General features: G+C 45.5%; 26 protein-coding genes and 2 pseudogenes. 4 read left to right on the top strand and 24 right to left on the bottom strand.

Features of this window, described 5'->3' with window-relative positions; all coding sequences use genetic code 11:
- Positions 1-17: 17 nt before the first annotated feature.
- The 3 genes from QMK20_RS06690 to QMK20_RS06680 form a co-directional block, all read right to left on the bottom strand.
- Complete coding sequence (locus tag QMK20_RS06690; protein ID WP_283655101.1) at positions 18-599, bottom strand: TetR/AcrR family transcriptional regulator; 582 nt, start codon at positions 597-599, stop codon at positions 18-20.
- Positions 600-604: 5 nt separating this feature from the next.
- The gene (locus tag QMK20_RS06685) at positions 605-1,237 is read right to left on the bottom strand and encodes a YigZ family protein (RefSeq protein WP_014280426.1); all 633 of its coding nucleotides are present in this window, start codon (positions 1,235-1,237) and stop codon (positions 605-607) included.
- A 149-nt stretch (positions 1,238-1,386) separates the two neighbouring features.
- On the bottom strand, positions 1,387-2,742 hold the full coding sequence (locus tag QMK20_RS06680) for a glucose-6-phosphate isomerase (protein WP_014280425.1): 1,356 nt from the start codon (positions 2,740-2,742) through the stop codon (positions 1,387-1,389).
- A gap of 251 nt (positions 2,743-2,993) precedes the next feature.
- On the opposite strand from QMK20_RS06680, the gene QMK20_RS06675 reads away from it, so the two are divergent.
- Positions 2,994-3,893, top strand: a complete 900-nt coding sequence (locus QMK20_RS06675) for an NAD(P)-dependent oxidoreductase (protein ID WP_283655100.1) — start codon at positions 2,994-2,996, stop codon at positions 3,891-3,893.
- Between the two features lie 110 nt (positions 3,894-4,003).
- Here QMK20_RS06675 and ppnP read toward each other — a convergent pair whose 3' ends face one another.
- The 6 genes and pseudogenes from ppnP to QMK20_RS06645 all read right to left on the bottom strand — a co-directional run bounded on the left by ppnP (position 4,004) and on the right by QMK20_RS06645 (position 10,760).
- The gene (gene ppnP, locus QMK20_RS06670; protein WP_283655099.1) at positions 4,004-4,318 is read right to left on the bottom strand and encodes a pyrimidine/purine nucleoside phosphorylase; all 315 of its coding nucleotides are present in this window, start codon (positions 4,316-4,318) and stop codon (positions 4,004-4,006) included.
- A gap of 170 nt (positions 4,319-4,488) precedes the next feature.
- Positions 4,489-6,534: a transketolase gene (gene tkt / locus QMK20_RS06665; RefSeq protein WP_283655098.1), complete on the bottom strand. Its 2,046-nt coding sequence runs from the start codon at positions 6,532-6,534 to the stop codon at positions 4,489-4,491.
- Between the two features lie 349 nt (positions 6,535-6,883).
- Positions 6,884-7,998: pseudogene (locus QMK20_RS06660) on the bottom strand (RNA-guided endonuclease TnpB family protein).
- An 11-nt stretch (positions 7,999-8,009) separates the two neighbouring features.
- A complete protein-coding gene (gene tnpA, locus QMK20_RS06655; RefSeq protein ID WP_283655097.1) occupies positions 8,010-8,408 on the bottom strand; it encodes an IS200/IS605 family transposase in 399 nt (132 codons plus the stop codon).
- A gap of 302 nt (positions 8,409-8,710) precedes the next feature.
- Positions 8,711-9,610 (bottom strand): formyltetrahydrofolate deformylase, encoded by a 900-nt coding sequence (gene purU / locus QMK20_RS06650; protein ID WP_134910680.1) that lies wholly within the window; start codon positions 9,608-9,610, stop codon positions 8,711-8,713.
- 22 nt (positions 9,611-9,632) lie between these two features.
- Positions 9,633-10,760: a deoxyribonuclease IV gene (locus tag QMK20_RS06645; RefSeq protein WP_283655096.1), complete on the bottom strand. Its 1,128-nt coding sequence runs from the start codon at positions 10,758-10,760 to the stop codon at positions 9,633-9,635.
- Positions 10,761-11,032: 272 nt separating this feature from the next.
- Between QMK20_RS06645 and QMK20_RS06640 the strand changes: the two genes are divergently transcribed.
- A complete protein-coding gene (locus QMK20_RS06640; RefSeq protein WP_283655095.1) occupies positions 11,033-11,947 on the top strand; it encodes a TIGR01777 family oxidoreductase in 915 nt (304 codons plus the stop codon).
- A gap of 79 nt (positions 11,948-12,026) precedes the next feature.
- Here the strand turns inward: QMK20_RS06640 and QMK20_RS06635 are convergent, their stop codons facing one another.
- The 4 genes from QMK20_RS06635 to QMK20_RS06620 form a co-directional block, all read right to left on the bottom strand.
- Positions 12,027-12,377, bottom strand: a complete 351-nt coding sequence (locus QMK20_RS06635) for a hypothetical protein (protein ID WP_094155898.1) — start codon at positions 12,375-12,377, stop codon at positions 12,027-12,029.
- Positions 12,377-13,498 (bottom strand): WXG100 family type VII secretion target, encoded by a 1,122-nt coding sequence (locus QMK20_RS06630; RefSeq protein WP_283655094.1) that lies wholly within the window; start codon positions 13,496-13,498, stop codon positions 12,377-12,379. Before QMK20_RS06630 ends, QMK20_RS06635 begins: the two co-directional genes overlap by 1 nt.
- Positions 13,499-13,856: 358 nt before the next feature.
- Positions 13,857-14,111 (bottom strand): hypothetical protein, encoded by a 255-nt coding sequence (locus tag QMK20_RS06625; protein WP_283655093.1) that lies wholly within the window; start codon positions 14,109-14,111, stop codon positions 13,857-13,859.
- A 5-nt stretch (positions 14,112-14,116) separates the two neighbouring features.
- Positions 14,117-14,512: a hypothetical protein gene (locus QMK20_RS06620; protein ID WP_283655092.1), complete on the bottom strand. Its 396-nt coding sequence runs from the start codon at positions 14,510-14,512 to the stop codon at positions 14,117-14,119.
- A gap of 271 nt (positions 14,513-14,783) precedes the next feature.
- On the opposite strand from QMK20_RS06620, the gene QMK20_RS06615 reads away from it, so the two are divergent.
- The gene (locus QMK20_RS06615) at positions 14,784-15,008 is read left to right on the top strand and encodes a helix-turn-helix domain-containing protein (protein ID WP_283655091.1); all 225 of its coding nucleotides are present in this window, start codon (positions 14,784-14,786) and stop codon (positions 15,006-15,008) included.
- Positions 15,009-15,085: 77 nt separating this feature from the next.
- On the opposite strand, the pseudogene QMK20_RS27570 reads toward QMK20_RS06615, so the two are convergent.
- Positions 15,086-15,259: pseudogene (locus tag QMK20_RS27570) on the bottom strand (FHA domain-containing protein); the annotation flags it as partial.
- Positions 15,260-15,515: 256 nt separating this feature from the next.
- Positions 15,516-16,103, bottom strand: coding sequence for a hypothetical protein (locus QMK20_RS06610; protein ID WP_283655090.1), 588 nt, complete (start codon positions 16,101-16,103; stop codon positions 15,516-15,518).
- A 485-nt stretch (positions 16,104-16,588) separates the two neighbouring features.
- Here QMK20_RS06610 and QMK20_RS06605 point away from each other — a divergent pair, with 485 nt between their 5' ends.
- Complete coding sequence (locus QMK20_RS06605; RefSeq protein WP_283655089.1) at positions 16,589-16,828, top strand: helix-turn-helix domain-containing protein; 240 nt, start codon at positions 16,589-16,591, stop codon at positions 16,826-16,828.
- Positions 16,829-16,908: 80 nt separating this feature from the next.
- Here QMK20_RS06605 and QMK20_RS06600 read toward each other — a convergent pair whose 3' ends face one another.
- From QMK20_RS06600 to QMK20_RS06560, 9 genes are all read right to left on the bottom strand, one after another.
- Complete coding sequence (locus QMK20_RS06600; protein WP_283655088.1) at positions 16,909-18,834, bottom strand: DUF6382 domain-containing protein; 1,926 nt, start codon at positions 18,832-18,834, stop codon at positions 16,909-16,911.
- A gap of 65 nt (positions 18,835-18,899) precedes the next feature.
- The gene (locus QMK20_RS06595) at positions 18,900-19,412 is read right to left on the bottom strand and encodes an A24 family peptidase (protein ID WP_283655087.1); all 513 of its coding nucleotides are present in this window, start codon (positions 19,410-19,412) and stop codon (positions 18,900-18,902) included.
- A gap of 117 nt (positions 19,413-19,529) precedes the next feature.
- Positions 19,530-20,525 carry a TadE/TadG family type IV pilus assembly protein gene (locus QMK20_RS06590; protein WP_283655086.1) on the bottom strand — a complete coding sequence of 332 codons (996 nt, stop codon included), beginning with the start codon at positions 20,523-20,525 and terminating at the stop codon, positions 19,530-19,532.
- Positions 20,494-22,710: a hypothetical protein gene (locus tag QMK20_RS06585; RefSeq protein WP_283655085.1), complete on the bottom strand. Its 2,217-nt coding sequence runs from the start codon at positions 22,708-22,710 to the stop codon at positions 20,494-20,496. Before QMK20_RS06585 ends, QMK20_RS06590 begins: the two co-directional genes overlap by 32 nt.
- A 39-nt stretch (positions 22,711-22,749) precedes the next feature.
- On the bottom strand, positions 22,750-23,418 hold the full coding sequence (locus tag QMK20_RS06580) for a TadE family protein (protein ID WP_283655084.1): 669 nt from the start codon (positions 23,416-23,418) through the stop codon (positions 22,750-22,752).
- Complete coding sequence (locus QMK20_RS06575) at positions 23,418-23,609, bottom strand: Flp1 family type IVb pilin (protein WP_013309278.1); 192 nt, start codon at positions 23,607-23,609, stop codon at positions 23,418-23,420. Before QMK20_RS06575 ends, QMK20_RS06580 begins: the two co-directional genes overlap by 1 nt.
- A 13-nt stretch (positions 23,610-23,622) precedes the next feature.
- Positions 23,623-24,501, bottom strand: coding sequence for a type II secretion system F family protein (locus QMK20_RS06570; RefSeq protein WP_283655083.1), 879 nt, complete (start codon positions 24,499-24,501; stop codon positions 23,623-23,625).
- 11 nt (positions 24,502-24,512) lie between these two features.
- Positions 24,513-25,310, bottom strand: coding sequence for a type II secretion system F family protein (locus QMK20_RS06565; RefSeq protein WP_283655082.1), 798 nt, complete (start codon positions 25,308-25,310; stop codon positions 24,513-24,515).
- Complete coding sequence (locus QMK20_RS06560) at positions 25,258-26,553, bottom strand: TadA family conjugal transfer-associated ATPase (protein ID WP_283655081.1); 1,296 nt, start codon at positions 26,551-26,553, stop codon at positions 25,258-25,260. The genes QMK20_RS06565 and QMK20_RS06560 overlap by 53 nt, the downstream gene beginning before the upstream one ends.
- Positions 26,554-26,561 lie beyond the last annotated feature (8 nt).

Raw genomic sequence — 26,561 nt, 5'->3', positions numbered from 1 at the left:
TGTGATTGCAGGTACGCTCATAGGTTTCTGCACAGCAGCTTTACATGTGCCAAAGCAGCGGGCCTGATTTCTTCAAATGTTAAACCATCCTGAATATAAAAGGATACAAAGCCATGCATAGACAAAAACAGACTTTGCGGTACTCGTGAAGAATCTTCCTCTGAATGTCCCTGATCACTCAATTCCTGACGGATCATGGACGCGAATAATTCCACACAACGGTTTTGCTCCGTGCGACAGTAAGCGAACAGTTCTTCATCGTGCATCATGAACATAATTTCGTATTGATAAGGATTTTCCAAGCCAAAACGGATAAACTCCAGCATCAAGTGCTCCAGTCTGTTCAGACCATCCTCTGGGGTGCCTGTTGCTCCTTGTAGTAGAATTCCGCGTAACGTATTAAAATCCTCAATTACAATGGCGTAGAACAGTTCAGCCTTCTCTTTAAAATGATAGTATAACGAACCATGACTGTAACCCAGATGCTGGCCAATGCTGCGCATTGAAATCGCACGGTAGCCCTTGGTAATAAACAAGTGCCTGGCCGCTTCCAGAATCCGCCCTCTTGACAACTCCTGTTCTACTGCTCTTCTAGCCATATTTTTTATTCCCCTTCAATAAAGTAAAGCTGCTCTCCCTCCGACACAAGCGATTGCCCCTGTGTCAAGTCTGTTATCCAGTTGCTGAAGGATTCCGCATCACCAGCCAGCGGCAGACAGGTTAAGGTAACTTTATCCGTAAACATGGTTTCTCCTGTACGGATGCTGCGATTTCGCAATTCATTTTCCACTTTGCCCAACCAGGTGTAATCCAATTCCACAAAAATTTCACGATGCAGCACACGCGTAATCGCATCCCCTGCCTCAATGGCTGCAACAGCACCGTCTGAATATGCACGAATCAGACCGCCTGCTCCCAGCAAAATCCCCCCAAAGTAACGGGTAACGACAATTGCCACATTTTTCAGCTTCTGGTTACGGATAACCTCCAAAATGGGCTTGCCCGCCGTACCGCTCGGTTCACCGTCATCCGATTGCTTCTGGATTTCGTCTCGTTCCCCGATCATGTAGGCAGAACAATTATGGGTTGCGTTCCAATGCTCTTTTTTAATGCGCTCGATAAAAGCAGCCGCTTCTTCCTCGGTCTGAACAGGCTGGATGTGACCGATAAAACGGGATTTCCGGATCACAATTTCCTTGCTGCCGGAGCCGCGTACAGTTCGGTATTGTTCCAACATTTCACGTATAACCTTCCTTACTTCATTTTACAAGAAAGCAGTCCCCCGCTTCTGGCAGCCGGTGAACTGCTTTCCTGTACTTTATTTGGTGCTATACGCTATAACGCTCCTATCTGAAATCCTGTTTCAGTCAGGAGTTTACAGCTTCCTTATTCGGACAATCTCGCTTCAAGCTCCGCTTTTTGCTCTTCGAAGCCTGGTTTACCCAGCAGAGCAAACATGTTTTTCTTGTAAGCTTCTACGCCCGGTTGATCGAACGGATTCACACCCAACAGGTAGCCGCTGATGCCACAAGCTTTTTCGAAGAAATAAGCCAGGTACCCGAAGGAGTAAGGGCTCAAGTCAGGAATGTTCACAATCAGATTCGGTACTTGTCCATCTGTGTGAGCCAGCAATGTACCCTGGAATGCTTTTTTATTTACAAAGTCCACCGTTTTGCCTGCCAGGAAGTTCAGTCCATCCAGATCATCCTCATCTGCTTCGATGGTGATGTGGCTAGGTACATTTTCCACTTGGATAACCGTTTCGAAAATGTTACGGCTACCTTCCTGGATGAATTGTCCCATGGAGTGCAGGTCAGTCGAGAAGTCAACGGAAGCAGGGTAGATACCTTTGTAATCCTTGCCTTCGCTTTCGCCGTACAATTGTTTCCACCACTCGGAAACGAAATGCAGGGACGGCTCATAGTTCACGAGAATTTCAATAGCTTTACCTTTACGGTACAACGCGTTACGAACGGCTGCATATTGGTAAGCCTCGTTCTCAGCTACATTCGGATTGCTGTATTCCTTGGAAGCGTCTGCCGCCCCTTGGAGCATTTCCTCAATGTTAATGCCAGCTGTAGCAATCGGCAGCAAGCCTACTGCTGTCAGCACGGAGTAACGGCCACCTACATCATCAGGAATAATGAAGGATTCGTAGCCTTCCTCATTAGCCAGTTTTTTCAGAGCACCGCGTTCTTTATCTGTTGTTGCATAAATACGTTTGCGCGCTTCTTCTTTACCGTATTTTTTCTCCAGAGCCGCACGGAATACGCGGAAAGCGATAGCTGGCTCTGTTGTTGTACCTGATTTGGAAATGACATTCACGGAGAAATCTTTTCCTTCAATCAGTTCCAACAGATGATTCACATATGTAGAGCTGATGTTATTGCCTGCAAAATAAACAGCCGGGCCTTTGCGCTTGTCCTTAGGCAGTGCATTGTGGAAGGAATGCGACAGCATTTCAATCGCAGCGCGTGCGCCAAGGTAAGAACCGCCGATGCCGATGACGATCAGCACTTCGGAATCACTTTGGATCTTTGCAGCAGCTTTTTGGATGCGTGCAAACTCTTCTTTATCATAATTGGTAGGCAAGTCAATCCAACCCAGGAAATCGGAACCTACACCGGTTTGGTTATGCAGCTGCTCATGAGCCAGCTTGATGGGTTCTGCAAAATAATCAATTTCGTGCTGTCCTACAAAGGAGAGCGCTTTGGTGTAATCAAAAATAACTTTTTTAGACATGTTTGGAACCTCCTGTTTTGTATTGCTAAGACCATGAATACGAACATAAGGACTTAGGAATAGGATACTTTAATTTGCAGGGCCTGACAAGCTTGCGTTACCTGTATGTCCGGTGCCTTGCCAGACCCTAGTCTAGATAGGGTGGCATACCCATGCTACAATAAACGGAGATCAACTGATTCAAACCGTCAAATCAAGCCGAACTCGCATCTGCATCGGACGGCAACCTCCAACAAGAAAGGTGATTAGCTATGAAGAACATCGGATTTATCGGACTGGGCACCATGGGCGCCCCGATGGCATCCAACCTGCTGAAACAGGGATATGGAGTCACGGTCTACAACCGCACCGCCTCACGCTGCGAACCACTGGCAGAACAAGGCGCACGTACGGCTTCAACGCCCCGTGAGGCGGCTGAAGGCCAGCAGCTGGTCATTACCATGGTCAGCGATGATCACTCGATCCGTGATATCTACTACGGCGAGGACGGCGTGTTTGCCGGTCTTACGTCTGGTGTAACTGTGATGGACAACAGCACCATTTCACCTGAGCTGGTCAAACAACTGGCCGCCGAAGCGGACAAGCTGGGTTGTTCCTTCATTGATGCTCCAGTAACGGGCAGTAAGCCTGCTGCTGTAGACGGCACGCTTGTGTTCATGGTTGGCGGTGACGCGGAGGCCATTGCCGCACAGTCGGACGTTTTTGATACGCTGGGCAAAAAGGTGCTTCACATGGGACCGAATGGCAGCGGAGCCGTCGCCAAGCTCGCACATAACACGATGGTCGGTATTAACAACCTCGCTCTGGCTGAGGGCTTCGCCATTGCTGCTAAGTCCGGCATTCCGGCGGAAAGCTTCCTTGAACTGGTACAGCTCGGATCGGCAGGCAGCAAGGCTGCTGACCTGAAAGGACGCAAAATCATCGAGCATGATTTCAGCAACCAGTTCTCACTGGCCTTGATGCTCAAAGACTTGAAGCTTGCTGCCTCGCTGACGGATAGCCAGTCCATCCCGGCGCCTATGCTGTCCATTGCCAAAAGCCTGTTTCAAGCCGGGCAAACGCAAGGCTATGGCGACGAGGACTTATCCGCTGTCGTGAAGACCTATGAATCGTGGATCGGCCGCACTATTGGCGGTAAGCCACTCGAATAAGCCGCATCCTTCTTTTTAACCATGTTGCTGTGCTTTTGTACATATCGCATAGCTTATAGGGTAAGCACACTTGACTTAGAGTCGAGTGGTGCTTGCCCTTTTTTCACTACTTATTCCGGGTAAGAACAGCAGTAATCTGTTACGCTTCGTACTTCCAGCTTGAATGAAGATTGTGCAGGCACGTGGAACGTTGCCGTTCCCTGTATTTCCAGCCATTCCTCAGTACCTGGAAGCAACACCTTCAAATCCCCTGCCAAAATCTCCATAATCTCACGAGAATCCGTTCCGAATTCATACGTTCCAGGCAGCATAATACCCAATGTAACCTTACTGCCATCACCCAAAATAACTGTACGGCTTGTGACCTGACCGCCGTAATATACATTTGCTTTTTTAACTACGCTGACTCCATCAAACTGTGTCATTCGTTATCCCCTCATCTGCTCATCAATGGTTGAATGAATATTTATGGATCATAACATAGTTTTGATCCAAGCCTCAGTATGAAAATACACAAGGCTACAAAATTCCTCAATGTATGAAACAAACAGCCGTAAGCCTTGCTCAGGTTACGACTGTCTGTTTAAAGATTGTTTTATTTCAACAAAGTTTTTACACGATTAACAACGTTCTCTACCGTAAAGCCATATTCCTTAATGACGCGGTCGCCAGGTGCGGATGCGCCAAATGTGCTGATACCGAGAATGTCGCCTTGGTCGCCGACATATTTTTCCCAGCCCAGTGGATAAGCCATTTCTACAGCCAAACGTGCTTTTACTTCAGGCAGTAGAACGGAATCTTTGTATGCTTTGTCTTGTTTTTCGAACAGATCCCAGCTTGGGAAGCTGATAACGCGTACTTGGATACCTTGCTCCGCCAGTGCTTCCTGGGCTTTAACAGCCAGTTGTACTTCGGAACCCGTAGCCAGAATTTGAGCAACCGGCTTGCTGTCTGTCGCATCTGCAACGACATAAGCACCGCGTTTGATACCTTCGCGTGCATGCTCAGCAGTAGCAGCCAGGATTGGCAGGTTTTGACGAGTCAATACCAGAGCAACCGGGTTTTTCTTGTTTTCCAGCGTGTAAGCCCAAGCAGCAGAAGTTTCATTGCCGTCCGCCGGACGAATGACCGTCAGGTTCGGGATAATACGCAGGGAAGCCAATTGTTCGATTGGCTCATGAGTCGGGCCATCTTCACCAACAGCAATACTGTCGTGAGTCAGAACGTAAGTAACAGGCAATCCCATCAGAGCTGCCAAACGAACGGCCGGACGCAGGTAATCCGTAAACACGAAGAATGTACCGCCGAATACTTTTACCCCTTGGTGCAATGTCATACCATTCATCGCAGCAGCCATACCAAACTCACGGATACCGAAATAGATGTTACGGCCGGCATAGTCTTCTGGTGTAAAGTTCGTCAGGTTGTTCAAGTGTGTCATCGTGGAGCTTTCCAGATCGGCAGATCCGCCAGTCAGGAACGGTACGTTTGGAGCCAATCCGTTCAGTGCATTACCGGAAGCCACACGAGTCGAAACTGCTTTGTCTTCGGTCGTGTACTTCGGAAGATCACGGTCCCATCCTTCTGGAAGGTCGCCGTTTACGGCTGTTTCGAACTGAGCTGCCAGGTCAGGGTGAGCCGCTTTGTATTTCGCGAACTGCTCATCCCATGCTTTGTTAGCTGCGATGCCGCGCTCTTTTACTTTAGCAAAATGCTCACGAACCTCTTGCGGTACATGGAAGTCCTCTTCATATACCCATTTGTAAAATTCTTTAGTCAGCTTGGCTTCGTCTGCACCCAGTGGGGAACCGTGAGTACCGCCATGTCCGCCTTTACCTTGTTTGTTCGGACTTCCGTAGCCGATGACTGTTTTCACTTCAATCAACGTAGGGCGTGTCGAGTCGCCTTGCGCTTCCTCAATCGCTTTTTGGATCGCTGGAAGGTCGTTACCATCTTCTACGCGCAGCACTTGCCAGTTGTAAGCTTCAAAACGTTTTGCAACACTTTCGGAAGAGGACAGGTTCAGCTTGCCGTCCAGTGTAATATCGTTGGAATCAAATAATACAATCAGCTTGCCCAATTGTAGACGCCCAGCCAGCGAAGCCGCTTCGTGAGACAGGCCTTCCATCAGATCGCCGTCGCCGCAGATTGCATACGTGAAGTGATCCACAACTTTGAATTGATCTTTATTATAGGTAGCGCCCAGTTGAGCTTCAGCCATTGCCATACCTACGGCCATAGCTACACCTTGTCCCAGAGGTCCGGTCGTAGCGTCTACACCAGCGGTATGTCCAAACTCAGGGTGACCTGGTGTAAGGCTGCCCCATTGACGGAATTGTTTCAGTTCTTCCATAGGCAGATCATAGCCGCTCAGGTGCAGCAGGCTGTACAGCAGCATGGAGCCGTGTCCTGCGGACAGTACAAAACGGTCACGGTTAATCCATGTAGGGTGATTCGGGTTATGATTCATCGTTTTAGCAAAAAGTTGGTAGCCCATCGGCGCGGAACCCATCGGCATGCCGGGATGTCCCGAGTTTGCTTTCTCGATAGCATCGATTGCCAACGTACGGATTGTCGTAATGGACAAATTGTCGATCGTGGAGTTTTCATCCTTTTGAATCGCTTGATTCTGGTCAGTCATAGTTAGCCTCCTCATATTGTAAAAAGTATGCCAATTGCATTTGGTCATGCTCTCCAATACCGCCGTCCGATATAGTAACGACGCCCATTGAAGTGAGTGAATCTGCTTGAATGTTTCAATATGACTTATACATCCTTAAATATTGTACCATTTGCCGTGCAGGTTTGCCAGATCGTTTATAAAGATGGTTGTCGAAATGTCGTACCGAGTCCTCATATAAATATACCCGCAAAGTATTAACCTCATGTGTACTACCCTCCACTTACGCTAACGCTTAGAGGTGAGGGCTTCTAAGGTAATCGTACCTAACGGTACGAGCTATCAAGCCTGAACCATGCTCTATTGTGGGCTACAATTGCTCTAACAGCCGCAATCCTTCGCTTCTGATATTGATAGAAGCGTTCCCATCCCTATCTGACACAAAACCACATTCACAGTGGAATATACGTTCAGAAAGGGATAGAGATTCCTTTACTTTACCGCAACACGAGCAAGTCTTAGACGATGGAAACCACTTGTCTATTTTTATCAGTTTTTTTCCTTGCTCCTCTAACTTGTATTGGAGAAATGTCGTGAACATTCCCCAAGCATTGTCAGCAACGCTTTTGCCAAAGTTCAGGGCTTGCGACATTCCTTTCATATTGAGGTCTTCAATGACCACTCCGTCATACCGTTTGGCCAATTTGTGTGATTCCTTATGTAGAAAGTCTTTTCGTTGGTTGGTGATTTTTTCATGAATCTTTGCTACTACCATCCTTTGCTTGTTCCAACGAGAAGAACCTTTCACACGTCTGGATAAGGTACGTTGTGCTTTCACTAAACGATCTAACATTTGACGGTAGAAACGAGGATAATTGGCTTTCTCACCCTCACTACCGACATATAGTTCAGCCATTGTAAAGTCTAACCCAACGACGGTTTCGACTTGTTTTTGAATACGTTCCGTCTCATATTCAGTGAGAATAGACACGTAGTATTTCCCAGTGGATGTCATCGAGATCGTACATGACTTCATGATATGTTCAGCAGGGATTTCTCTATGTTGTTTTACTTTCACCCGTTTGAGCTTTGGTAATTTGATATAGCCATTCATAAGCATAATGTTTCCGTTCATAACATGGGTTGTGTATGATTTTCTTGCCTTCTTACTCTTGAATGTAGGGAAATCAGTCGTTCCACTATAGAAATTTCTGTAAGCAGTCTGCAAGTTTAATTGGGCATTAGCCAATGCCAAAGAATCGACTTCTTTCAGCCACACAAACTCATCTTTGTATTTGCAGGGGTAGGGAACTTTTGCTTTTTCAAGGCTTCTTTATCGTCCTTGAATTGTTCGTAAACTTCCTTGCGTTCAGCTAACATTTTGTTATACACAAAACGAACACAACCAAAAGTTTTACGCATAAGGTGGGCTTGTTCCTCTGTTGGATACAAACGGAACTTATATGCTTTATTATATTTAGCCATATATTCTCACCTCACTTTTGGCCTTGATTTTCTATATACTTCTTTATTACCTCAACAGGCGAGCCACCTGTTGTAAGTAAGCAAAAACTTCTTGACCAAAACATTTCTTTCCAAAGCTTCTTTCTGACTTGCGGAAAATCTCTTTTGATGAGTCGAGAACTTGCACTCTTATACGCATTTATGAACTTTGTCATTTCAGTGTTCGGATGTGCTTTGAACAGAACGTGAACATGGTTATTGTCATGATTCCATTCCATCAGAGTTATGTTGTAACCCTCCGCAAGTCGCACAAACATGTCTTTTGCATAATCGGATATTTCATCATCAAATACATTTCTTCTATATTTCACGACAAGTACGAGATGATAATACAATAAGAACACTGAATGATTATTACTATCTAATTTCATTGATATACCAATCCTTATACTCGATACGACTGATTATAAACCAACCCAAATAATAAGCAAACCTTTTTGGCTACGCCAAACTGAAATTCATCTCCACCTTACCATTGGAACTAACGTTCCTTAACACGCTTGAAGATGGAGACTTAATTTAGAAAATCGTTTAAAAATCATAAAATCGCGACAAATAATGCATTTTGTCCGGTTTTGACACCCGCAGCTGTAGAAAAAAGCAAAAAACCCGTCATTTCGACGGGCTTTGCTTGTAAGAAGTATGAACTTTTACATTTTAAAAAATATAAAAATCAGTTAAAAACGACCGTTTTATTTTCATGAACCAAAATTCGGTCCTCTGCATGCCACTTCACGGCTCTTGCCAAAACGACCCGCTCAATGGTGCGACCGATCCGTTTTAACTCATTGACATCATCACCGTGGCTTACCCGCTGCACATCCTGCTCGATGATCGGGCCGCCGTCCAGTTCCTCAGTTACATAATGCGCAGTAGCGCCAATAATTTTCACACCGCGATTATAGGCTTGAGCATATGGCTTTCCACCCACGAATGCAGGCAGGAACGAATGATGGATATTAATGATCCGGTTGCGATAATGCTCAATGAACTTGGGTGAAATAATCTGCATGTACCGGGCCAAAATAATGACGTCGATATCCTCACCAATAACCTCCAGTTGACGGCGCTCCGCCTCCGGCTTGGTATCGGCTGTCACTGGAATATGGTGATACGGAATGCCGAATGATTCCACGTACTCCTTCATATCCGGATGATTGCTGACGACCAAAGAAATATCCGCGTCCAGATCCCCTGCCTGCCATTGCCACAATAGCTCTACCAGACAATGATCTTCTTTGGAAACGAAAATAGCGAGCTTTTTCTTGCGGCTGACCGCTGAAATCGTCCACTCCATCCGGAATTGTTCTGCAACCGCGGCAAAATCCTGCTCCAGTTGGGGCTGGGTTTCACTCAAATATGGCAGATCAAATTCAACCCGCATAAAAAACATACCGCCGGACGGGTCCATCGTGTATTGATCAGATTGAACAATATTGGCTCCATGCTCGTACAAAAAGCGAGACACGGCCGCTACAATACCCGGGCCATCAGGACAGGATACGAGCATACGCGCACGGTTTTCATGCGCAGATTGAGTACTGTTTGGCTGATGTTTTACGTGAAGTTCCATGTGGCTACAAATCCCCCTTGGCTTATACTGTCACTGGCAAATGACTGCCGGCAAACCAGGCAATCAGACGATGATTAATATGTTCTTCGCTCAGCTCTGGAAACAGGGCTGCTTCCGTGATCATGTCGTACAGACGCTCCAGCGGCTCACGTGGGTCGGCTTTTCTCGCTTTGGCATCATTTTTCAGCAGCGTCCAGGTGTCTAGCACAAATTTTCGTACATCCACATCCTGCTTTTTGAAAAACGAATTCAATTGCTCTACTTGACCCAAAAATTCATCGCCAAAACGCTCCTTCACATTCCCGCGAAGCAAAGCTATTTCAACCTCATACATTGGACGCTGAGTTTTGGCTTCCTTTCCGATCCATGGCGTTTCCAAAATAAATGGACGTCCTTGAAGTGCTTCATGATGCACCACATTATGAATGGTCTGATAGCCAATCCAGCCCGATCCAATCGGAGTATGGCGGTCTTTATGAGCGCCGACTGGATTTTTACTGTCATTGACGTGAACCACTGCGATGCGATCCAGCCCGACAATACGATCAAATTGCTCCAACACGCCGTCCAGATCATTCACAATATCATAGCCCGCATCGTGAATGTGACAGGTATCCATACAGACAGTAAGACGCTCGTTGTGCTCTACTTTATCTATAATGGAGGCAATTTCCTCGAAGCTACGTCCCATTTCGGTGCCTTTGCCTGCCATCGTTTCCAGCGCAATGTTAACATCCGTCTCCTTCACACCGTTCAGTACCTCGTTCAAGCCATCAGCAATACGCTGAATGCCATACTCTGCATCCTTATCGGTAAAAGCGCCCGGATGAAGCACGATATTTTTCACGCCAATCGCGTGGGTGCGACGAATTTCCTCCTGAAGAAAGCTGACTGCCAGCTCATAGGTATTTTCTTTGTAAGAGCCGAGATTGATAATATACGGGGCATGCACCACGATATCATCCATCCCTTTTTCAGCCATCAACTGCTTGCCTTCCTCCAGATACATGGATTCCATCGGCTTACGACGCGTGTTTTGCGGTGCACCCGTGTATATCATGAACGAGCTGGACCCGTATGAAGACGCTTCTTTTGTAGCGCTGAGCAGACCCTTGTCCGAAAAGGACACATGAGAACCAATTTTCAGCATGATTCGGTTTCATCCCCTTATCCCTGTTATTCTGTTATGCTTATCTTATTTTGATTTAATCATTTTAACGTGATTATCGAAATCAAACAACATGGCTTTTATGGTAGTGCACACACAAATCAGGATTACACGAAGGGAAACGAGGTAAATGAAAGCATGGATTGACATCCTTTAGCGTATACAGATACATTCGAATGAGGTTTTTTTCTTGAAAAGGGTTATATTCTATAACATACATATTTTTTTGCGAATCGGAAGGAGAGTCAAACTCCATGAACATCGTCATATGCGGAGGTACTGGATTAGTAGGGTGTGCGCTGACCAAAAGCTTGCTCAACGACGGGCATACGGTGAAGGTAATCACCCGTAAACCCATGGTAGGTCACGAAGCGAGCCCACGCTTGCAATATATGAGCTGGAACGAACTGAAACAAAAGCCGGAAGCATTAGAGGGCACAGATGTGGCCGTTAATTTGGCAGGCGAAACGCTGAATCAGCGCTGGACGGATAAGTCCAAACAAAAAATTCTCCAATCACGCCTGCTGTCTGTTGCCAAATTGGCCCAAGCACTAAATGCTCTGCAAAAAAAGCCGGAAGTTATCATTCAGGCTTCGGCTGTCGCCGCCTACGGCACATCTCTTACTGAAACGTTCGATGAAACCAGCCCGCGCCGTTCGGAAGACTTTCTGTCTCAAGTGGTCGAGCAGTGGGAGGAAGCCGCCAACGCCTACCCTTCCGATACCCGGTTAATCAAGCTGCGCATTAGTCTCGTACTGGACAGCAAACGCGGTGCATTTCCACTGATGAAGCTGCCTTACAGCTTTGGATTCGGCGGAAAAATAGGCAGCGGCCATCAATGGATGAGTTGGATTCATATTAAGGATATCGTCCGCCTGATCACCCACTGCATCCATACGCCGGATATCACTGGGGCTGTGAACGCTTCATCACCACATCCGTTGACGAACGACCAGTTTGGTAGAACCGTGGCTGAGGTATACCACCGTCCACACTGGTTTCCCGTTCCCGGCGTTCTCGTACAAAAGCTAGTCGGTGAGATGAGTACCCTCGTATTGGATGGTCAAAAAGTAATCCCGCGCAAGGCGCTGGAGCACGGATTTCAGTTTAAATATCCTTCACTGAAGGAAGCACTGGAGGAATTATATTCTCCTCATAAGCAGCATTGAATTGATTTTAAAAAGAGGAACTCTATGTGGCGGCATCTCACCAGCTCAGAGTTCCTTTTTTAGATAATCTATTTTCATTTTAGCCTATCCCTTCAGCTATCCTCTCAACTATTTCCTTATCAAAATCATCTAGTTCAGCCATTAAAAGATCATATTGTTTTATAGATTCAGAGGTGTTCAATACTCGAAGTACAGCAATACTGTAGTGTCCAAGAGTATCAATACCAAATAGCTTATTTACCTTAGGATCTCTGAACTGGCTAATATGCTTCAATTTTTCGATAATTTTTTCGTTGCAGAGCTTCTTTTTTGCTATCTGACTCATAGCATTCATCATAACCTGGTTATGATGAATATCCAGACACTCCACCAATTTATCGTCACTTATCTTTCCCTCTCGTATTTCTTTTGATAAAGTAAGTAGATTCATTATACAATAATTCTCTCTGCTTCTTTTATTTCCACCATATAAGCCCTAAGCTCCATGATAATTCTATTTTTGAATTCATATGTTACATCCAAACTTGGAAATCCTTTAGCCTTATCATCAAGGAAATGTTGATACTCATGTCGCAATGCACTAATTGAAGCATCCTCATATATATTCAGCTGACCAGGCTTCCCTGATCCTTTGGGAGCATACGCCATAATATCTCTATCCAAAATCCTAACTTCAACGCCCGCTTCTTGTGTGTTTTTAATAATGTTACTCCACTCTTCTGGGTGAGAAAGTCTTCCCGGACCATAAATATCCCTAAATGGGTCAGCATCATTTTTACCTAACATATTATCAGATAAACGTTTTGAAGTCCCTTCGGCTTCAACAATAGTCCCAGATTTCACCTCATATTCTATTGACGATCCCAAACCAACTTTAGGCTTAATTACTGAGCTAACTCCTCCAAATATTGCTGCTGTACTAATCATATTGGCCCAATGTTCCTTTGACCAAGCATTTGTAGGCATTGTAGCTTCTCTGATCGTTCCATGTACACCAAAAGTCCAGAAGTTAAAAAAATCATTTGCTGAATCAAACTGCTTGGATGCTCGCTCCGCATATCCTTGATACAGACCTTTCGGAATACCAAATGTCCAATAGTCTAAAAATCCTCCTACTGAATCATAGCGTTTTTCATACCTTTCCTCAGCAGCGTTCAAGAAATCTTGACCAAGCTCCAATAAACTATCTGCCGATTTCTGAAACGCATTTCGTGTATCTGGAGGAGGAACAGCACATGCATTAGGTGGAGGTGGTAAACAACTTGCGTCAATGTAACCTGCTTTCATCAGATCAGCTAATCTGAATTTGTCTGCATGGTGACGTAGCTCCCTCGCAATAGAATCCGTCAGGGTAACAAAGTCAGTCATATTCTTCTGAGAGACTTGAAATTGACTATAAAATTGTTGTTTAGTTGTACCATCCCATGATTGCTGCATAAAAGAAATTTGCTGCATCAATTGACTATTCATCTGAATCGCTGTTTTCTGTGCAAGGTCAAATTGCTTGGAGACGGTTATAAGTTGTTCAGGAGTCACTTTAATGGTTGTCATAATTTACCTCGGTTCAAGTTCATTATGACATGATAGCATTATTCAAATTTATGGAAAACAGCCTTATCTCCTAAATTGTTATAAGAAAGAGTGTTTCTTTATACCTGTATCAAAAGACTTAGCCCTGAGTATCGCAAATAGTCATTCACACGTTCTTTTCACAAGAAGAATGAGCAATCGAAGGCTAATCCATTTATCGTCCCAAGTCTTGAGAAAAAAGTTTACCGTCAATGAGTTTTCCGGTTTTGTACATAGATAAGCTCCTTTACGGAATAGAGGGGTTGTTGATTACAGGTTTAAAGCTATTTATATTTTGGGTAGTCGGATGTATTTTCCCTTTATGTAGGTTATAGAGAGGTTAATATCCAGATGCCAAACCTCTTGTTTCATCCTCAGCACGTTCTATCGCCTGAATCAAAGTCATCAAAGGTTTTTCAAGTTTGTATTGAATGGCTTTTTCACACGTACCACCAGCAGCTTCCCACTCCCAAAACGCAATGATGTCAACGGGTTCAAGGAAATATAAAGCTAAGGCATTCACTGGATTTGCAGTGTACAGTTTCATAAACTCTTCGTCTAAAAGTTGATTATACGTAAGATATTGCTCTTGCATCACTTCTAGGAGAAAAAGTACACTTCCTCATTCACATTAGTAATTCGATTAACAAAAGCATTTCGTCTTTCAACCGTATTCAGTATAATTTGTATAGCATTTCGAGTACGCGAAGCATCAGAAGTAATACCAAGCATATTAATTAGATCATTAGTAGTGAGATCAGGATTAAATGGGGCTTGCTCTATAATATACATCCATTTATCGTCGCTTCCATTTTGAAATACTCGAATAGCATCGGAAACGTTATAGCCAATCGTTTGCCATTTTCGATTAAGCACGTCAATAATGTGATAATAGTACAACTCTGTTTCTCCGTTGCCTACTTCCTGTCCCCAGACCTTTTTCATACGAACAATGTTTTTAATATCTTGTTTATTGAACTTTTCTTTTAAAATCATAGGTGTCATCTCCAGTTCTATTTTGGTAAAATGTCCATAGCAAAGCTAAGGGTGTTGTACATCATTTTTTTAGGATGATATGATATAGCTTAGCTTTGTTTCATCAGTTCCTTTTTAGATTTTTTTCACTTTGTCGTAAATATTTACGACTTGTTATAAACGATATCATCAACCCTTTCATTATTCAACTGTTTTAACGTAATTATTTCCGACTTATTGGAATTAAATCATATTTTCTATGTCATCTGGTATTAAAGAAGGAGAATGATAAATGATTAGTTTTGAACCATTACAAATAACTTTGATTAAAAAGAAAATCTCTAAAATGGAGTTTATAAAACTAATGAATATCTCCCCGTCAACTGCCGCTAAAATGTGGCGTAACGAGTACATAGCTATGAAAATTATCGACGATATATGTAACAAGCTAGAATGTAATTTGACAGATGTCATTGAACATACTCCAGATGATAAATTGAATCAAAGTACTCAATAGCTACCCCCAAATTAAACGTCAAAAAGAAGCCCATAACATTAATAGGCTTCTTCTTTATACATATCAAACTATTTCACTCAAGAGGCGTTGGCGGAAGATTTAAAAGAGTCCAGTCTATAAGCGTAGGACACTCCGGCAATCTTAAAAGTGTCTCCAGCATTCGGGATGAACTTCTTGTATGGCACCATCGCCTCTCCATTCAGAACAGTTCCGTTCGTCGAGGACAAATCCTTGATGATGTGGCCGTGCTGCTCTCTGCGTTGGAACTTTTATCCGTCTTTTTGATTTCGTCTTTTCCCATATCAGTGTTTTGCAACCGGCCGTAACTGCTTGTAAATGTCGGCATACGTGAAATGTTCATTGCTTTACCTCCTAATTCTGTAATGAGGAAATATATGTTTTCGTACACCACAATTCATTGTCAGTTTTTTGGGAAAAGTAAAGATGAATGACAGAAAAAATGAAGCGGGGCAATCCAAAGAGATTACCCCGCCCTAGCCTAACGGATTATTCCAAAACGTAGGAAATAGTCATTTCAACAGATTTATAAGAAAGGCTGCCGAACCATCTATCTCCGGTAGAACTTGCAATGTTTGTTCCAAAGACCTGTGCTGTCCATGTACCACGTGCTTCCTGATCTAGAAAACTTGCTCTCTCAGTCATTCCACTGGGCTTCCATGCGATAGTAGCAGATTTGCCGCTAGGAGAGGATACATTCAAATTAGAAAAAACAACCGTCCCCAGCATATTTCTATTGTTGTTGTTGATAATTCCTCTTCCTGGGTCAATCTCAATCGACTTTACCTTGGCATTAAGAGGCAATGACGTAAACCGGAAGCTAACCTGATCGGAAAAACCGCTTTTGCCGGGGGCTAATGCCAACCCTAGGCTTTTGCCTGCGCTCACTGTTCTACTGCTGCTGGAAGCATTGGGAGCGGCACTTAACTGTACATCCACTGTCTGTGTATAGACAGTTTCACCAGCCACATTGGTGGATACCTTAACATTCGGCTCCGCTGCAAATGCAGTCACGGACATTGCGGCACTCATGGATACCGCCAGTAACATTGCACCTAAACGTTTTTTCATGCTCATACTTTTTTACCTCCAAAAAATATTATTAAGGTGGTATGAATTGCTATCCGAGCATAAAGACCTATTTCCAAAAAGGATGACGTTTTCTAGTAGAACAGCAATAACCCCTTGTTAATATTATCGGTATATGGTTGGAAAAAGTCAATTGTTTCCAATGATTTTTTTGGTATAAATGGATTAAATTTTAATATTCTACCCTTTGTGAACCATCGCCTTAGTTCATCGTCTTCGCACAACTTTTTATAGCGTGAATGCGTGATAATCAAAACATCAGATTCACGTACAGCCTCAAGATTTTGCCTATAATAACTCCACTTTTTGGTAAAATGTCCATAGCAAAGCTAAGGGTATGTTGTACATCCCTTTACTAAAATGATATAATCATTTAATGAACATGAACATTTGTTGATTATATAAACAATATAAGACTATATACATCTGTTATCAATAATAATTCAATATGTTCTTGGAGGCTATCCATTGTCATGAAGATTAAATTCGAATTAACCTGTAACTTGGAGAGAATTCTTAAAGAAAAAAACATTACACCTTATAAGCTATCAAAAGATACAGGAGAGAGAATCGGAACGATCTATAAGCTAGTAAACAATCAAGGTCTGGATAATTCACGTCTTTCAACCTCATTGCTAGCCAATATTTGTGGATATTTAGGAATTACTTTAGGGGAATTATTTGACGTTGTTCAAGTGGAAGAAACTGAATAAACCTCCTTTCTATTAAAATACAAAAGAAGCCCGTAGCATTAATCGGGCTTCTTCTTTATACGTATCAAACTACCCTTCACTCAAGAAGCGTTGGAGGAAGATTTAAAAGATTCCAGTCGATAAGTATAGGATACTCCGGCTATTTTAAAAGTGTCTCCGTCCTTCATAGCATACTCCTTGTAAGGCACCATTGGCTCTCCGTTCAGAACGGTTCCGTTCGTCGAAGACAAATCCTTGACGATGTGACCTTGTCCTTCTGCATCTATACAAAGCTCAATATGAGAACGGGACGCTCCCTCCGTATGTTCTACAAACTGGACCAATTGCGGGTCTCTTCCGATGAAGAAACTGCCTGCAACAAATTGATCCGGCTGCAATCGAATGCGCTCGTCCGCTCCACTTCCTGGTGGCTTGCGCTCCAGACAAGCAATCGGTGATTGTTGAAGGTGTGGAATATGTACTGCCTGATCTGCACGAAGCAGCACGGTTTCCTGCCTTGATGTAGCATTTAACAGCTCCGTCACACCAGACAAGGACTTATAATATGCCTCGCTGGTATCACTGGCTTCCAAATCATTTCTTCGAGCCGCACCTATCCCCTGTGGCTCGTGCAAGTCGTGACGTGCAGAAGCTTTATCTCCTTGTCCCGTATCCCGGCTACCCACATTTTCAGACTCCGGGTCAGGAAAAGACCAGCGCCAGCTTTCCTGTCCTTGATTACCTGAATCGGAAGAGTGCTTATCCTTATTCTGACGTCCTGCTACGAATCCGGTTAGCTTGTCAACCTGATAACGGTCATTTTTCCGTTGTGCAGGAGAAGCTGCGCCAAGCCATTCCGAATCCAGCATAGGGACTGAATCAGCATAAGTATGAGACGAAGCATCCTTGCGTCCCCATTTTCCTGTCCAGCTCATATAAGCAACGGCTACGAGCACCAAGGTCAGCACAACGGAAATAGCCAGCGGCACCGTATCTGGATGGTCCAGATAAATATAGCGCCACACGATGGCTGAAGCTAGAAGACAGCCTAAAGCAATATACGTTTTGTATTTCTGCAATGCAGGCTCCGTTTCTTCTATTTCTACATCTGCCTCATCATTCTCCTGGGGCTTCACGGACGGCTTGAGCCGATTGATCCGTTTAAGCTCCTGGATCTCCTGTAGTGTATCCTGATCCTCATGCATTTTTTTCCCGATTCTCGGATCCCTTGAGGCGAAAAATTTGTATTCCTCTCCTTGCCCATATCCTTCTTGACTCGCTGAATGATCACGCGTTGACGAATGACCGGATAAGGATTGATTAGCAAACGGAAAAGATTTTCCGTTTGCTGTTGAATGCAATCCATCACGCTCTCCTTGAACTCCCATTTGAACATGGGTATCTCTGCTGCGTCCTTCTCCATCTTCACCTTGAACGCTAACACTGTCAGTGCCGACCGCCATCCCTTGCAACAGCAGTTCCTTCAACGCTCTCGGATCAAATTCATCCCTATCACATAATTCAAATATATACTGCATATGGGCCCCTTGAAAATGAACCACACGTGTCATCAAGCGAATAACCAATTGCTTAAATTGGCTCCCAGCCTGTCCTTCATACAATACACCCTGCAAAGGGACATAGGTTAAACTGACGTTTTCCCTTGAACCTGAACCGCTCATAAAAATATAATCTTCGTGTAAAATAAATTGGCGCATATCCAGCATATACTGCGGACTACGATGGAGAGCATCCACTACTGCAAAAAGAATACGATAGAAATCGGAAGTCGACACTCCCCCTCCCTTCCATACCTGGGACAGCATACGTTGACCCGAAATATCGTAGTGCAGCTCCACCTGAAAATCGACTTCCTTGATTCTCAGCTCCAGAAGACCGGGAATCCGATTGCCAGTCATCATTCCGGTTTGCACGGAATTTAAATCATCGGTCTTAAGCCCGCCTTCCTTGTTTAAAATCATAAATGTCCCGCCGTTGCGGGCAAAATCCCTGCTTAAACCAAACAAATCATGACCTCCTTAGCATTTTCCCGATCTCCGTGAGTACCATGCTATCTACCTAACCGAACCTGTTATGGCAAAAAGTAAAGATAAGCGCTGATCGCTCCCGGAATGACAGCGGTCATAAAAGGAAACCTGAGGTGTGCCTCCCTCCCGTTCGTCAGCGCCTTGCCGCTGCGAAACAGAAAGAATCCTCCCAGATTAAAAGCCACACGCCGCAATCTCATCATGGTTTCCCGTCTCCACAGCAGGATCACCAAACCAATAATACCCGCGAAAAAAATCGAATAGAGAGCCGACTGCCATGCAAAAGCAGCCCCCGTCCATGCTCCGATCAAGCCAAACAGCTTCACATCGCCTGCACCGACAGCTCCCATCCAGTACAGAATCAACATGAAGCCGAATCCCGTCCCCAATCCAGCTGCTGCAAATAAAAATCCATGCCAGCCCCCAAACACCGTATTAAACAGCAAGCCCATCGCCATGCCGGGCAGCGTAAGCTTGTTAGGAATTTTCATACTACGTAAATCCGTGACCAGTGCAATCGCCAGCAAAACACCACATACGATATACATCCACGTCAATGCAATTCCCCCCTTAATGATAAGCACGAAGCGTTTCAAACCTTTTCCGTCGTTATTTTCTCTACCTATTCGCATCGTTCCCATATATCCGTGCTATGGCGAACCATCTGTGTTCCTCTATCCGTCCGCCGTCTTCTCCACCGAAAATGGAACCTCGATACGTTGTCCATCCTCCGTTTCGATCACAAAGCTCCATTGACCGGGTGTCGTATTTGTACCTACAAACCAGTTCCATTCAATAATCCCGTCCGCATCGGCAGAGGTCCAGCCCAAGTGTTGAGCCGTGCTTTGACCCGACTTATAAAGTACAGAAAGATTAGCAGACGTTCCAGGTTCCACCTTGGCCTTGATCAAATTGTATATACCCTTCACAGCAGGCTCAGGCTTGGCAAGCAGTTGTATGGAACCCTGCGCATCCTTAGCCGCTGTAGCATCTCCTGTACCTGCTCCCTCTCCCGTATCACCGATCCAAAGACGTTCCTCTGCCGCCGCTTGGAGCACAATACTACGATACAGAAAAGGAACCTTCATCGGCAGCTCGTAAGACAGCTCAACCCTAAAATAAGGGTCCTTAGTTCCCGTAAGAGACGGCACATGCACGCTCGTTACGTGTATACGGTCGTACTCCAGAATGCTATCCTCTATAAAAGGCTTTAAGAGCGGCTTTAGAGCAGGATCAAGTACGGCTTCCGTCAAGCGTCCTCGTAACTCTTCCATGGGCTTTTTGCCCCCCTGCACAGCGCTTTCTACCCAATCACCGATGGGAGGTGGCAGTTGGGCAGCGAATTGGCTTGCATATTCACTCACAGATAACTTGGGCAGCTCATCCAGCGGTTGGCGAACTGCATCTATTTTCGCAGATGCCGCATCCACAGCCAGAGACACCGGATAGATTTTAGCCGAAACCTGTTTAACCGCTTCTGAAGCGGTGGTCTGCAAGGCCGTAGATACCAGCGTCATCTGTACCATATAAATCAGAAAAATAATAAAAAACAGAAACAACGGCAACACCAGCGACGCCTCTAAAACGATACTTCCTTGTTCACGGCAACTCCGTCCCCCAATCCGCTGTAAATACCGATTAATAAGAAAAATGGGCTGTTTTAGTAACATAGTACACACTTCCCTTAATGCTTTCGCCTTCCTCTGAGGCAGTGCCCAGCATCTTCATCACCCCAGGTAAAAACAACAGCCTCATCCCGTTCTTAACCTCTCCCCTTGCATACGTTTGCCGTTCAGCAGGATTGACATCAGTATTCAGGCGAATCAGGGCCAGCATGCGGGACATTTTGCGTTCATTATTGCTATGGAGCATCAAGAACAATCGCAAATGATCCTTGTACGTCATTCGAAATTTAAGAAAATCAGACAAAGGCACATACCCCTTCTGGGCCAGCATAATCATATCTTCAATCGCCTTCTCTACCCCATATAGAAGAGCTGCCGCCAAAACGACCAACGGATTGCCTTTGGAGCTATTTTTGACCAATCCCTCCATCGTACGAATGGCCAGCCTCATGGCAAAAATCTCGCCATAAGCGGAGGCCAGGTTTCCGGTCGGATTATGGAAACCGTACAGAATGTACTCGACCTCCTGATTATTCAACTCCAGTTGGTCTCCCAAAATTTGCGCTGCGTTTCCCACACTTCTGCCTGATCCGGCTAAACTGCCAAATCGACTAAAATCCACGTGATTAAAGTATGAGAGCGCATATTCATTCTGGAAAAATTCATCACCCATTTGCGTCAGCAAGCCGGATGCTGCCCCGTATAGACCATCCATACTGTCCATGGAAGCTCCTGCCGCATCATAGGTGTCATAGGACAAATCAGCCGATACAGACGGGCTGGATGCAGACTGGTTAAAAGAAATACTTTCATCGTAATACTGCTCCAACTTTTGAAATTGTCCGGCACCTTGCGTACCTTTTGAAAGCATTTCAATGATCCGATAGGCTTGCTTGAGCTTGTTCTTCGCCTCTTTTTCCATTTTTTTGCGTTCTTTATCAGGTCCGCGTCGCGTGTCCATTGCTCTGGCTTCATCATCGAGTACATTAGAAGGTCCCGACCAGGCATACGCATTCAAGTATTGATCCATTTCCTTGAGCGTTGAGATCACTTCTTGTCTGAACATATCTGTATTGAAATTCGGATCTGTATAAAAGGATAATGTGCGGATCACACTCGTTAATCTGTTGTTAACCGTATGAATAGCCGTTCGCTGCTTTTCTATAGTCGCTTCCATCTGATCAAATTCCTTATCTGGAATCAATAAATCGTCGGCCTTCTGCCTTGCGCTTCCTACAGACGGATCAGCACTGGAGCTGCCTCCACTCGGAGTAGGGGCTGCGGAAACCTCATCATACCCTGCATTGGCAGCTCTCTGTTTATATTGAGCAATGACTTGACGCATCTCTTCGTTAATTTGCCTGGCTTCATTCAGCGGCTCCTTAGCCTCTACAAGCAGCTCATCATGCTCTTTTCCTACCTTGGTCATGGCTTGGCCCAGACGATCAAGTGCCAATCTCGCCCTGCTCGCATATTTCTCGATCTGCATGATTTTAACGTCGTCTACACTCTTTTTATTATCCTCATACACATGCACGTAATGCTTATATTGGGCGGCAATATCGGCTACAACCTCAAGCGAATCCCAAATATACTGATTGGGGATATACGCACCCCTCTGTTTAATAATCCGTTTGCGAACCTCTTCCATATAAGCTCCTGCCTCACGCTGCTTTTCCAGCATGTCATCCAGCTTGGCCTCACGTTTGTCATACAGCTTTTGCAGCCGTTTCAGCAAATCAACCGTATGCGAGGCCTCTTTCATGTTCTGAGAGAGCGGCTTCAGCTTTTCCAGCACTTCCACTGTAAAATCGACAGGCGCTTTATACTTCATTTCTTCTCGAATCTGCTCATTAAATATGGCATATTTACCAAGCTCTCTTTCCATATGCAAAGAGCTTGACTCCAGCTTCATATTCATAAGCGGCAGTGTGTCTGCCCGCGACGTACGCTTGGCGCTGTCATTCAGCACTTTGACCATAATTTGTTCTCCGCTGCTCTCACCATAAGCAAACAGACCGTAATCCTGTTGCAATGTTGGATCATAGGCAGACATGACTGAACGAACCGCCGCATGGGTCAACCGTTCGGTTTGCACATGTAGCGCAGCAATTCGTGCATAATCAATAAAAACAGCAATGAAGCCGAACATGACCGCCAAAATCAGAATCAAAAAAACCGTGACGGCACCTGACTCTCCATCCTTTGCATTACGTCCTCTTCCAAACACCCGCTTCCTCCTTTCCAGTCCATTCGCGTTCCCCGCTTCTTACTGACCGTTCTGTCCATATTGCGTCAATACTTGTCCTGCAACTGCCGGGTTTACCTTTTCCCCTGATCCTCTGCCCATAAACTTTGCTCCATAATATCGAGTCAGCTCCACCGTGCGAATCCATTCCACAGGCTCCACTACCCCTGAGCTCATGGTCCCCTGCAAATCCGTCTGATCCAGAAACTGATTCAGCAAAGGCACTTTCACTATTTTATTCAGCTCCGTCGTCACCTTGCGGCTGATCAGGCTGTTCTCATACGTCATCTGTCCTTGCATACCGGCAGGCATGCCTCTCTCGGCATTCGACAGCTTCTGAGCAGGCAAATCGCCTCCCCCACCGCCACCGGGCACCTGCACACTTGCCCGATTATTAGCTCCAGCCCAACCAAACAAAGCTCCCAGCATCACATCATCCTTCAAACGCCAATAAAGCGAATCCCGTTGGCCTTGGGCAAATGCGCCTGTACGCGGTTCCTTGAAGCTGTTATCCCAGCTATAAGCGGCTCGTTCCGAAGCAGTAGAAGCGACCTGCACCAAGATGGATTTTTGATATATGTACAGGCAAAAAAATAACATCACAAAAATGACCAGCAACAGTATGGGAAAGACGAGGGAAGCTTCCAATGAGAAGCTCCCTTCTTCTTTGTGTGCCAAATTGCGCAGCATTATGAATCCATGAAGTCGTTGCTCTTTTTATCCGCTTTTTTCAACAGACCTTCTACAATCTTCTTGATCTGATCCTTGAAAATAATCGCCACCGCAATCAGAATCGCGATAATCAGAATCATTTCCAACGTACCCAAACCGTCTTCATCCTTGTACAATTTACGAATACTGCCTGTTACTAATGTCATCATCGTTGTATTCCTCCTACATATTCATCATCATTAAAGCGGGAGCACCCACCAGCACAATAACCGTTAGCAAAATCAGCGCCATCGGAAATACCAGCTTAGATGAAGCCTGCTCTCCTCTTGTGCGGCTAATCGAAGTCCGCTTGCTCCATAACGTCTGGGACAACTCACGTAAAGCCATCACAAAATCGCTTCCGCCGCGTCTCATATTCAGCAACACCGTTGTCGTAAACACCGTCATTTCCTGAATGCCGCAGCGCTTGCTCAAATGCTCAAATGCCTGTTGAAAGGAATAGCCACTTTCCAATTCCCCCACCGTCTGACGCAGCTCCCGATACAACGGATGTACCGTATCCGCCCCTTTGCGCTCCACGCAATGAAGCAATGCCCGCTGTACCGTCTCGCCTGCACCGACCAAAAGCATGATTTTACTCAGCAATTCAGGTAACTCCATTAAAATTTGCTGATCCCGCTTCTGTACCTTCCCGTGCAAATCCTTGACCAACGCGATAGGCACCAGAATACCCAGCCCTAATCCGAGCACCAGCCCGGTCGTATCCCCGCCCATCATGAGCGATATTAAAGCTCCACCAGCGACCATCAAGTATCCGTAGCAGAGCATCTCAGCTAAAAAAATCATCGTTTTCTCCCCGCTGTTGCGCATACCGTACAGCTTTTGTACCGAGCGCTGTAGCTTGAACATCAGTAAAGGCAGTCTTTGGGCGGCACGTGAAGCATGGATCATGTGTACGAAAGGAACCGAGAGCCTTTGCAGCCGCAGTCCTTCCAGCTTCATATGACGAAAGCTCGCATACTTAGCACCATATATCCGGTTCAGCACCACCCAACCTCCCACTTGCAGAACCAGCATGACCAGACAAACCAATATCACCACGCTATCTCTCCTTACACTTCAATCTTCATAATGTGGTTGATCCACACGAGACAGCCACCAAGCACCAATAGGCAAAAGGTAGACAAAATCATACCTGTCCCGCTGTATAACGGCATCATGTAATCTCCCGCAGTCATGGTCATAAACAGTACAAACAAAAAAGGCGCCGCAAACATAACTCTCGATTCAAAACGTTTCTGCGCGATCATCACACCGATCTCTTGCTGAATTTCCAGCTTCTCCCCTATAACACTTGAAGCCCGTCGCACGACCTCCACCAGATCACCCCCGGTTCGTTTGCAAGCTGCAAACACGTCCGCAAAATTCGTAATATCCTCCATCTGCGCCCGATGAGCAAAATCCTGCAAAGCCGTCTCCACAGGTTGTCCAATTTCCAGATAGGCTGTAATAATGTTAAATTCAAAAATCAGATCATGATCTCCTTCCGGGCTAAGTAGCCTTAAATCCTCCACGGCTTCACGAAAGCCGTTCTCCACCGACCTTCCCGCCGAAAGGGAAGACGAGAGCGAATATAAAGCCTGCTTGAATTGAATGCTTAGAGCCGACCTGCGCCGTTGCAGCAAAAGCTGACGAAAATAACGTGGCGTCACTAAAGCTCCAGCAGCGCACAGCAACGACAATATCCATTGATGATAAAAAAGATAGCCGATCATCGCGAATAGCACGCCACTAAAGAGGATACACAGGCTTTTTTGCACAGGTGACAGTGTATATACCGTATAGTCCGGCAGAGAATTAGCCTGACGGGATGCTTGCCCCGACTTCACAGCCGCTTTTCCTGGCTTCATACCGACGCTTCCCCCTGCTCCAGCTTTCCGGCTTCATCCCGGCCATTTGCAGCTTCAACGTATGCTGCAGACCTTCACCGCAACACTCCAGCCTTCCGACGATGCGTCCTTTACTTTCCCCCCGCTCCTGAAAACGATAGAGCGGATTGAGTATCACTTCACCATTTTCAAAGCCAGTTACCTCGCTAATTTCCAGCACCCGTCTGGATTTGTCGCGCAATCGTGACAGATGCACGAATATATCAATGGCCGAGCTGATCTGCTGTCGTACCACACCAAGCGGAAGATCAGCCCCACCCAGTACCATCGTTTCCAATCTGCTGACCATATCACGAATATTATTCGCGTGCCCCGTCGATAACGATCCATCATGTCCTGTGTTCATCGCCTGTAACATATCCAACGCCTCGCTCCCCCTGACCTCACCCACCACAATGCGATTGGGCCGCATACGCAGGGAGGAACGAATCAGATCACGAATCGTGATTTCGCCCTTGCCCTCGGTGTTGGCATTCCGTGTTTCCATGGAAACCAGATTAGGGACGGTTACAATTTGCAGCTCTGCCGAATCTTCAATCGTAATAATCCGTTCCGACGGCGGGATAAACTGGGATAATGCATTCAGAAAGGTGGTTTTACCGGAACCCGTACCCCCGCTTATAAAAATGTTGTACTTGCTACGTACCAAGTCCTTGAGCATATGGGCGGCTTCTGCATCCAGCGCCCCCATTCGTATCAAATCATCCATCGTCATCGGACGCTCGGGAAACTTCCGTATCGTCATCGTCGGCCCTTTGAGAGCTACTGGCGGTAGCACAATATTTACGCGTGATCCATCCTTTAATCGGGCGTCGACAATCGGCGAAGACTCATTCACAATCCGGTTCACCCCGGCTACAATCGTCTGGATCAAATCCTCCAGTCGCTCACGGGATTCAAATTGATCGGGTGCCTGGATCACCTCACCTGCCCGCTCCACAAAAATTTCCCGATGACTGTTAATCATAATTTCCGTAACCGTAGGATCATCGATCAACGGCTGGAGCACATCCAGCCCACGGAAGGAATTAAAAATTTTACGGACCAGCGCATGCTTTTCTCTGGAGGTCAAACCTGCCAGCTCTGTGTCATGCAAAATTCGATTTTCAATATGCCGCACTAACTCTGCATCCCCTACCGAGGACGTGACGTCCAGGCCTCCCCGGATATCCGCTCGTAGTGCACGAAACCGTTCTTCATTCATGTTCATCG

Source organism: Paenibacillus sp. RC334 (genome assembly GCF_030034735.1).
In the GTDB taxonomy this organism is placed as follows: Bacteria; Bacillota; Bacilli; order Paenibacillales; family Paenibacillaceae; genus Paenibacillus; species Paenibacillus terrae_A.
This window is presented reverse-complemented; position numbering and strand designations above follow the sequence as displayed.

Coding starts and splice junctions, on each gene's coding strand:
- QMK20_RS06690 (WP_283655101.1), bottom strand. CDS start 599: ATGGCTAGAAGAGCAGTAGAACAGGAGTTGTCAAGAGGGCGGATTCTG.
- QMK20_RS06685 (WP_014280426.1), bottom strand. CDS start 1,237: ATGTTGGAACAATACCGAACTGTACGCGGCTCCGGCAGCAAGGAAATT.
- QMK20_RS06680 (WP_014280425.1), bottom strand. CDS start 2,742: ATGTCTAAAAAAGTTATTTTTGATTACACCAAAGCGCTCTCCTTTGTA.
- QMK20_RS06675 (WP_283655100.1), top strand. CDS start 2,994: ATGAAGAACATCGGATTTATCGGACTGGGCACCATGGGCGCCCCGATG.
- ppnP (WP_283655099.1), bottom strand. CDS start 4,318: ATGACACAGTTTGATGGAGTCAGCGTAGTTAAAAAAGCAAATGTATAT.
- tkt (WP_283655098.1), bottom strand. CDS start 6,534: ATGACTGACCAGAATCAAGCGATTCAAAAGGATGAAAACTCCACGATC.
- tnpA (WP_283655097.1), bottom strand. CDS start 8,408: ATGAAATTAGATAGTAATAATCATTCAGTGTTCTTATTGTATTATCAT.
- purU (WP_134910680.1), bottom strand. CDS start 9,610: ATGGAACTTCACGTAAAACATCAGCCAAACAGTACTCAATCTGCGCAT.
- QMK20_RS06645 (WP_283655096.1), bottom strand. CDS start 10,760: ATGCTGAAAATTGGTTCTCATGTGTCCTTTTCGGACAAGGGTCTGCTC.
- QMK20_RS06640 (WP_283655095.1), top strand. CDS start 11,033: ATGAACATCGTCATATGCGGAGGTACTGGATTAGTAGGGTGTGCGCTG.
- QMK20_RS06635 (WP_094155898.1), bottom strand. CDS start 12,377: ATGAATCTACTTACTTTATCAAAAGAAATACGAGAGGGAAAGATAAGT.
- QMK20_RS06630 (WP_283655094.1), bottom strand. CDS start 13,498: ATGACAACCATTAAAGTGACTCCTGAACAACTTATAACCGTCTCCAAG.
- QMK20_RS06625 (WP_283655093.1), bottom strand. CDS start 14,111: ATGCAAGAGCAATATCTTACGTATAATCAACTTTTAGACGAAGAGTTT.
- QMK20_RS06620 (WP_283655092.1), bottom strand. CDS start 14,512: ATGATTTTAAAAGAAAAGTTCAATAAACAAGATATTAAAAACATTGTT.
- QMK20_RS06615 (WP_283655091.1), top strand. CDS start 14,784: ATGATTAGTTTTGAACCATTACAAATAACTTTGATTAAAAAGAAAATC.
- QMK20_RS06610 (WP_283655090.1), bottom strand. CDS start 16,103: ATGAGCATGAAAAAACGTTTAGGTGCAATGTTACTGGCGGTATCCATG.
- QMK20_RS06605 (WP_283655089.1), top strand. CDS start 16,589: ATGAAGATTAAATTCGAATTAACCTGTAACTTGGAGAGAATTCTTAAA.
- QMK20_RS06590 (WP_283655086.1), bottom strand. CDS start 20,525: ATGTTACTAAAACAGCCCATTTTTCTTATTAATCGGTATTTACAGCGG.
- QMK20_RS06580 (WP_283655084.1), bottom strand. CDS start 23,418: ATGCTGCGCAATTTGGCACACAAAGAAGAAGGGAGCTTCTCATTGGAA.
- QMK20_RS06575 (WP_013309278.1), bottom strand. CDS start 23,609: ATGATGACATTAGTAACAGGCAGTATTCGTAAATTGTACAAGGATGAA.
- QMK20_RS06565 (WP_283655082.1), bottom strand. CDS start 25,310: ATGAAGCCAGGAAAAGCGGCTGTGAAGTCGGGGCAAGCATCCCGTCAG.
- QMK20_RS06560 (WP_283655081.1), bottom strand. CDS start 26,553: ATGAATGAAGAACGGTTTCGTGCACTACGAGCGGATATCCGGGGAGGC.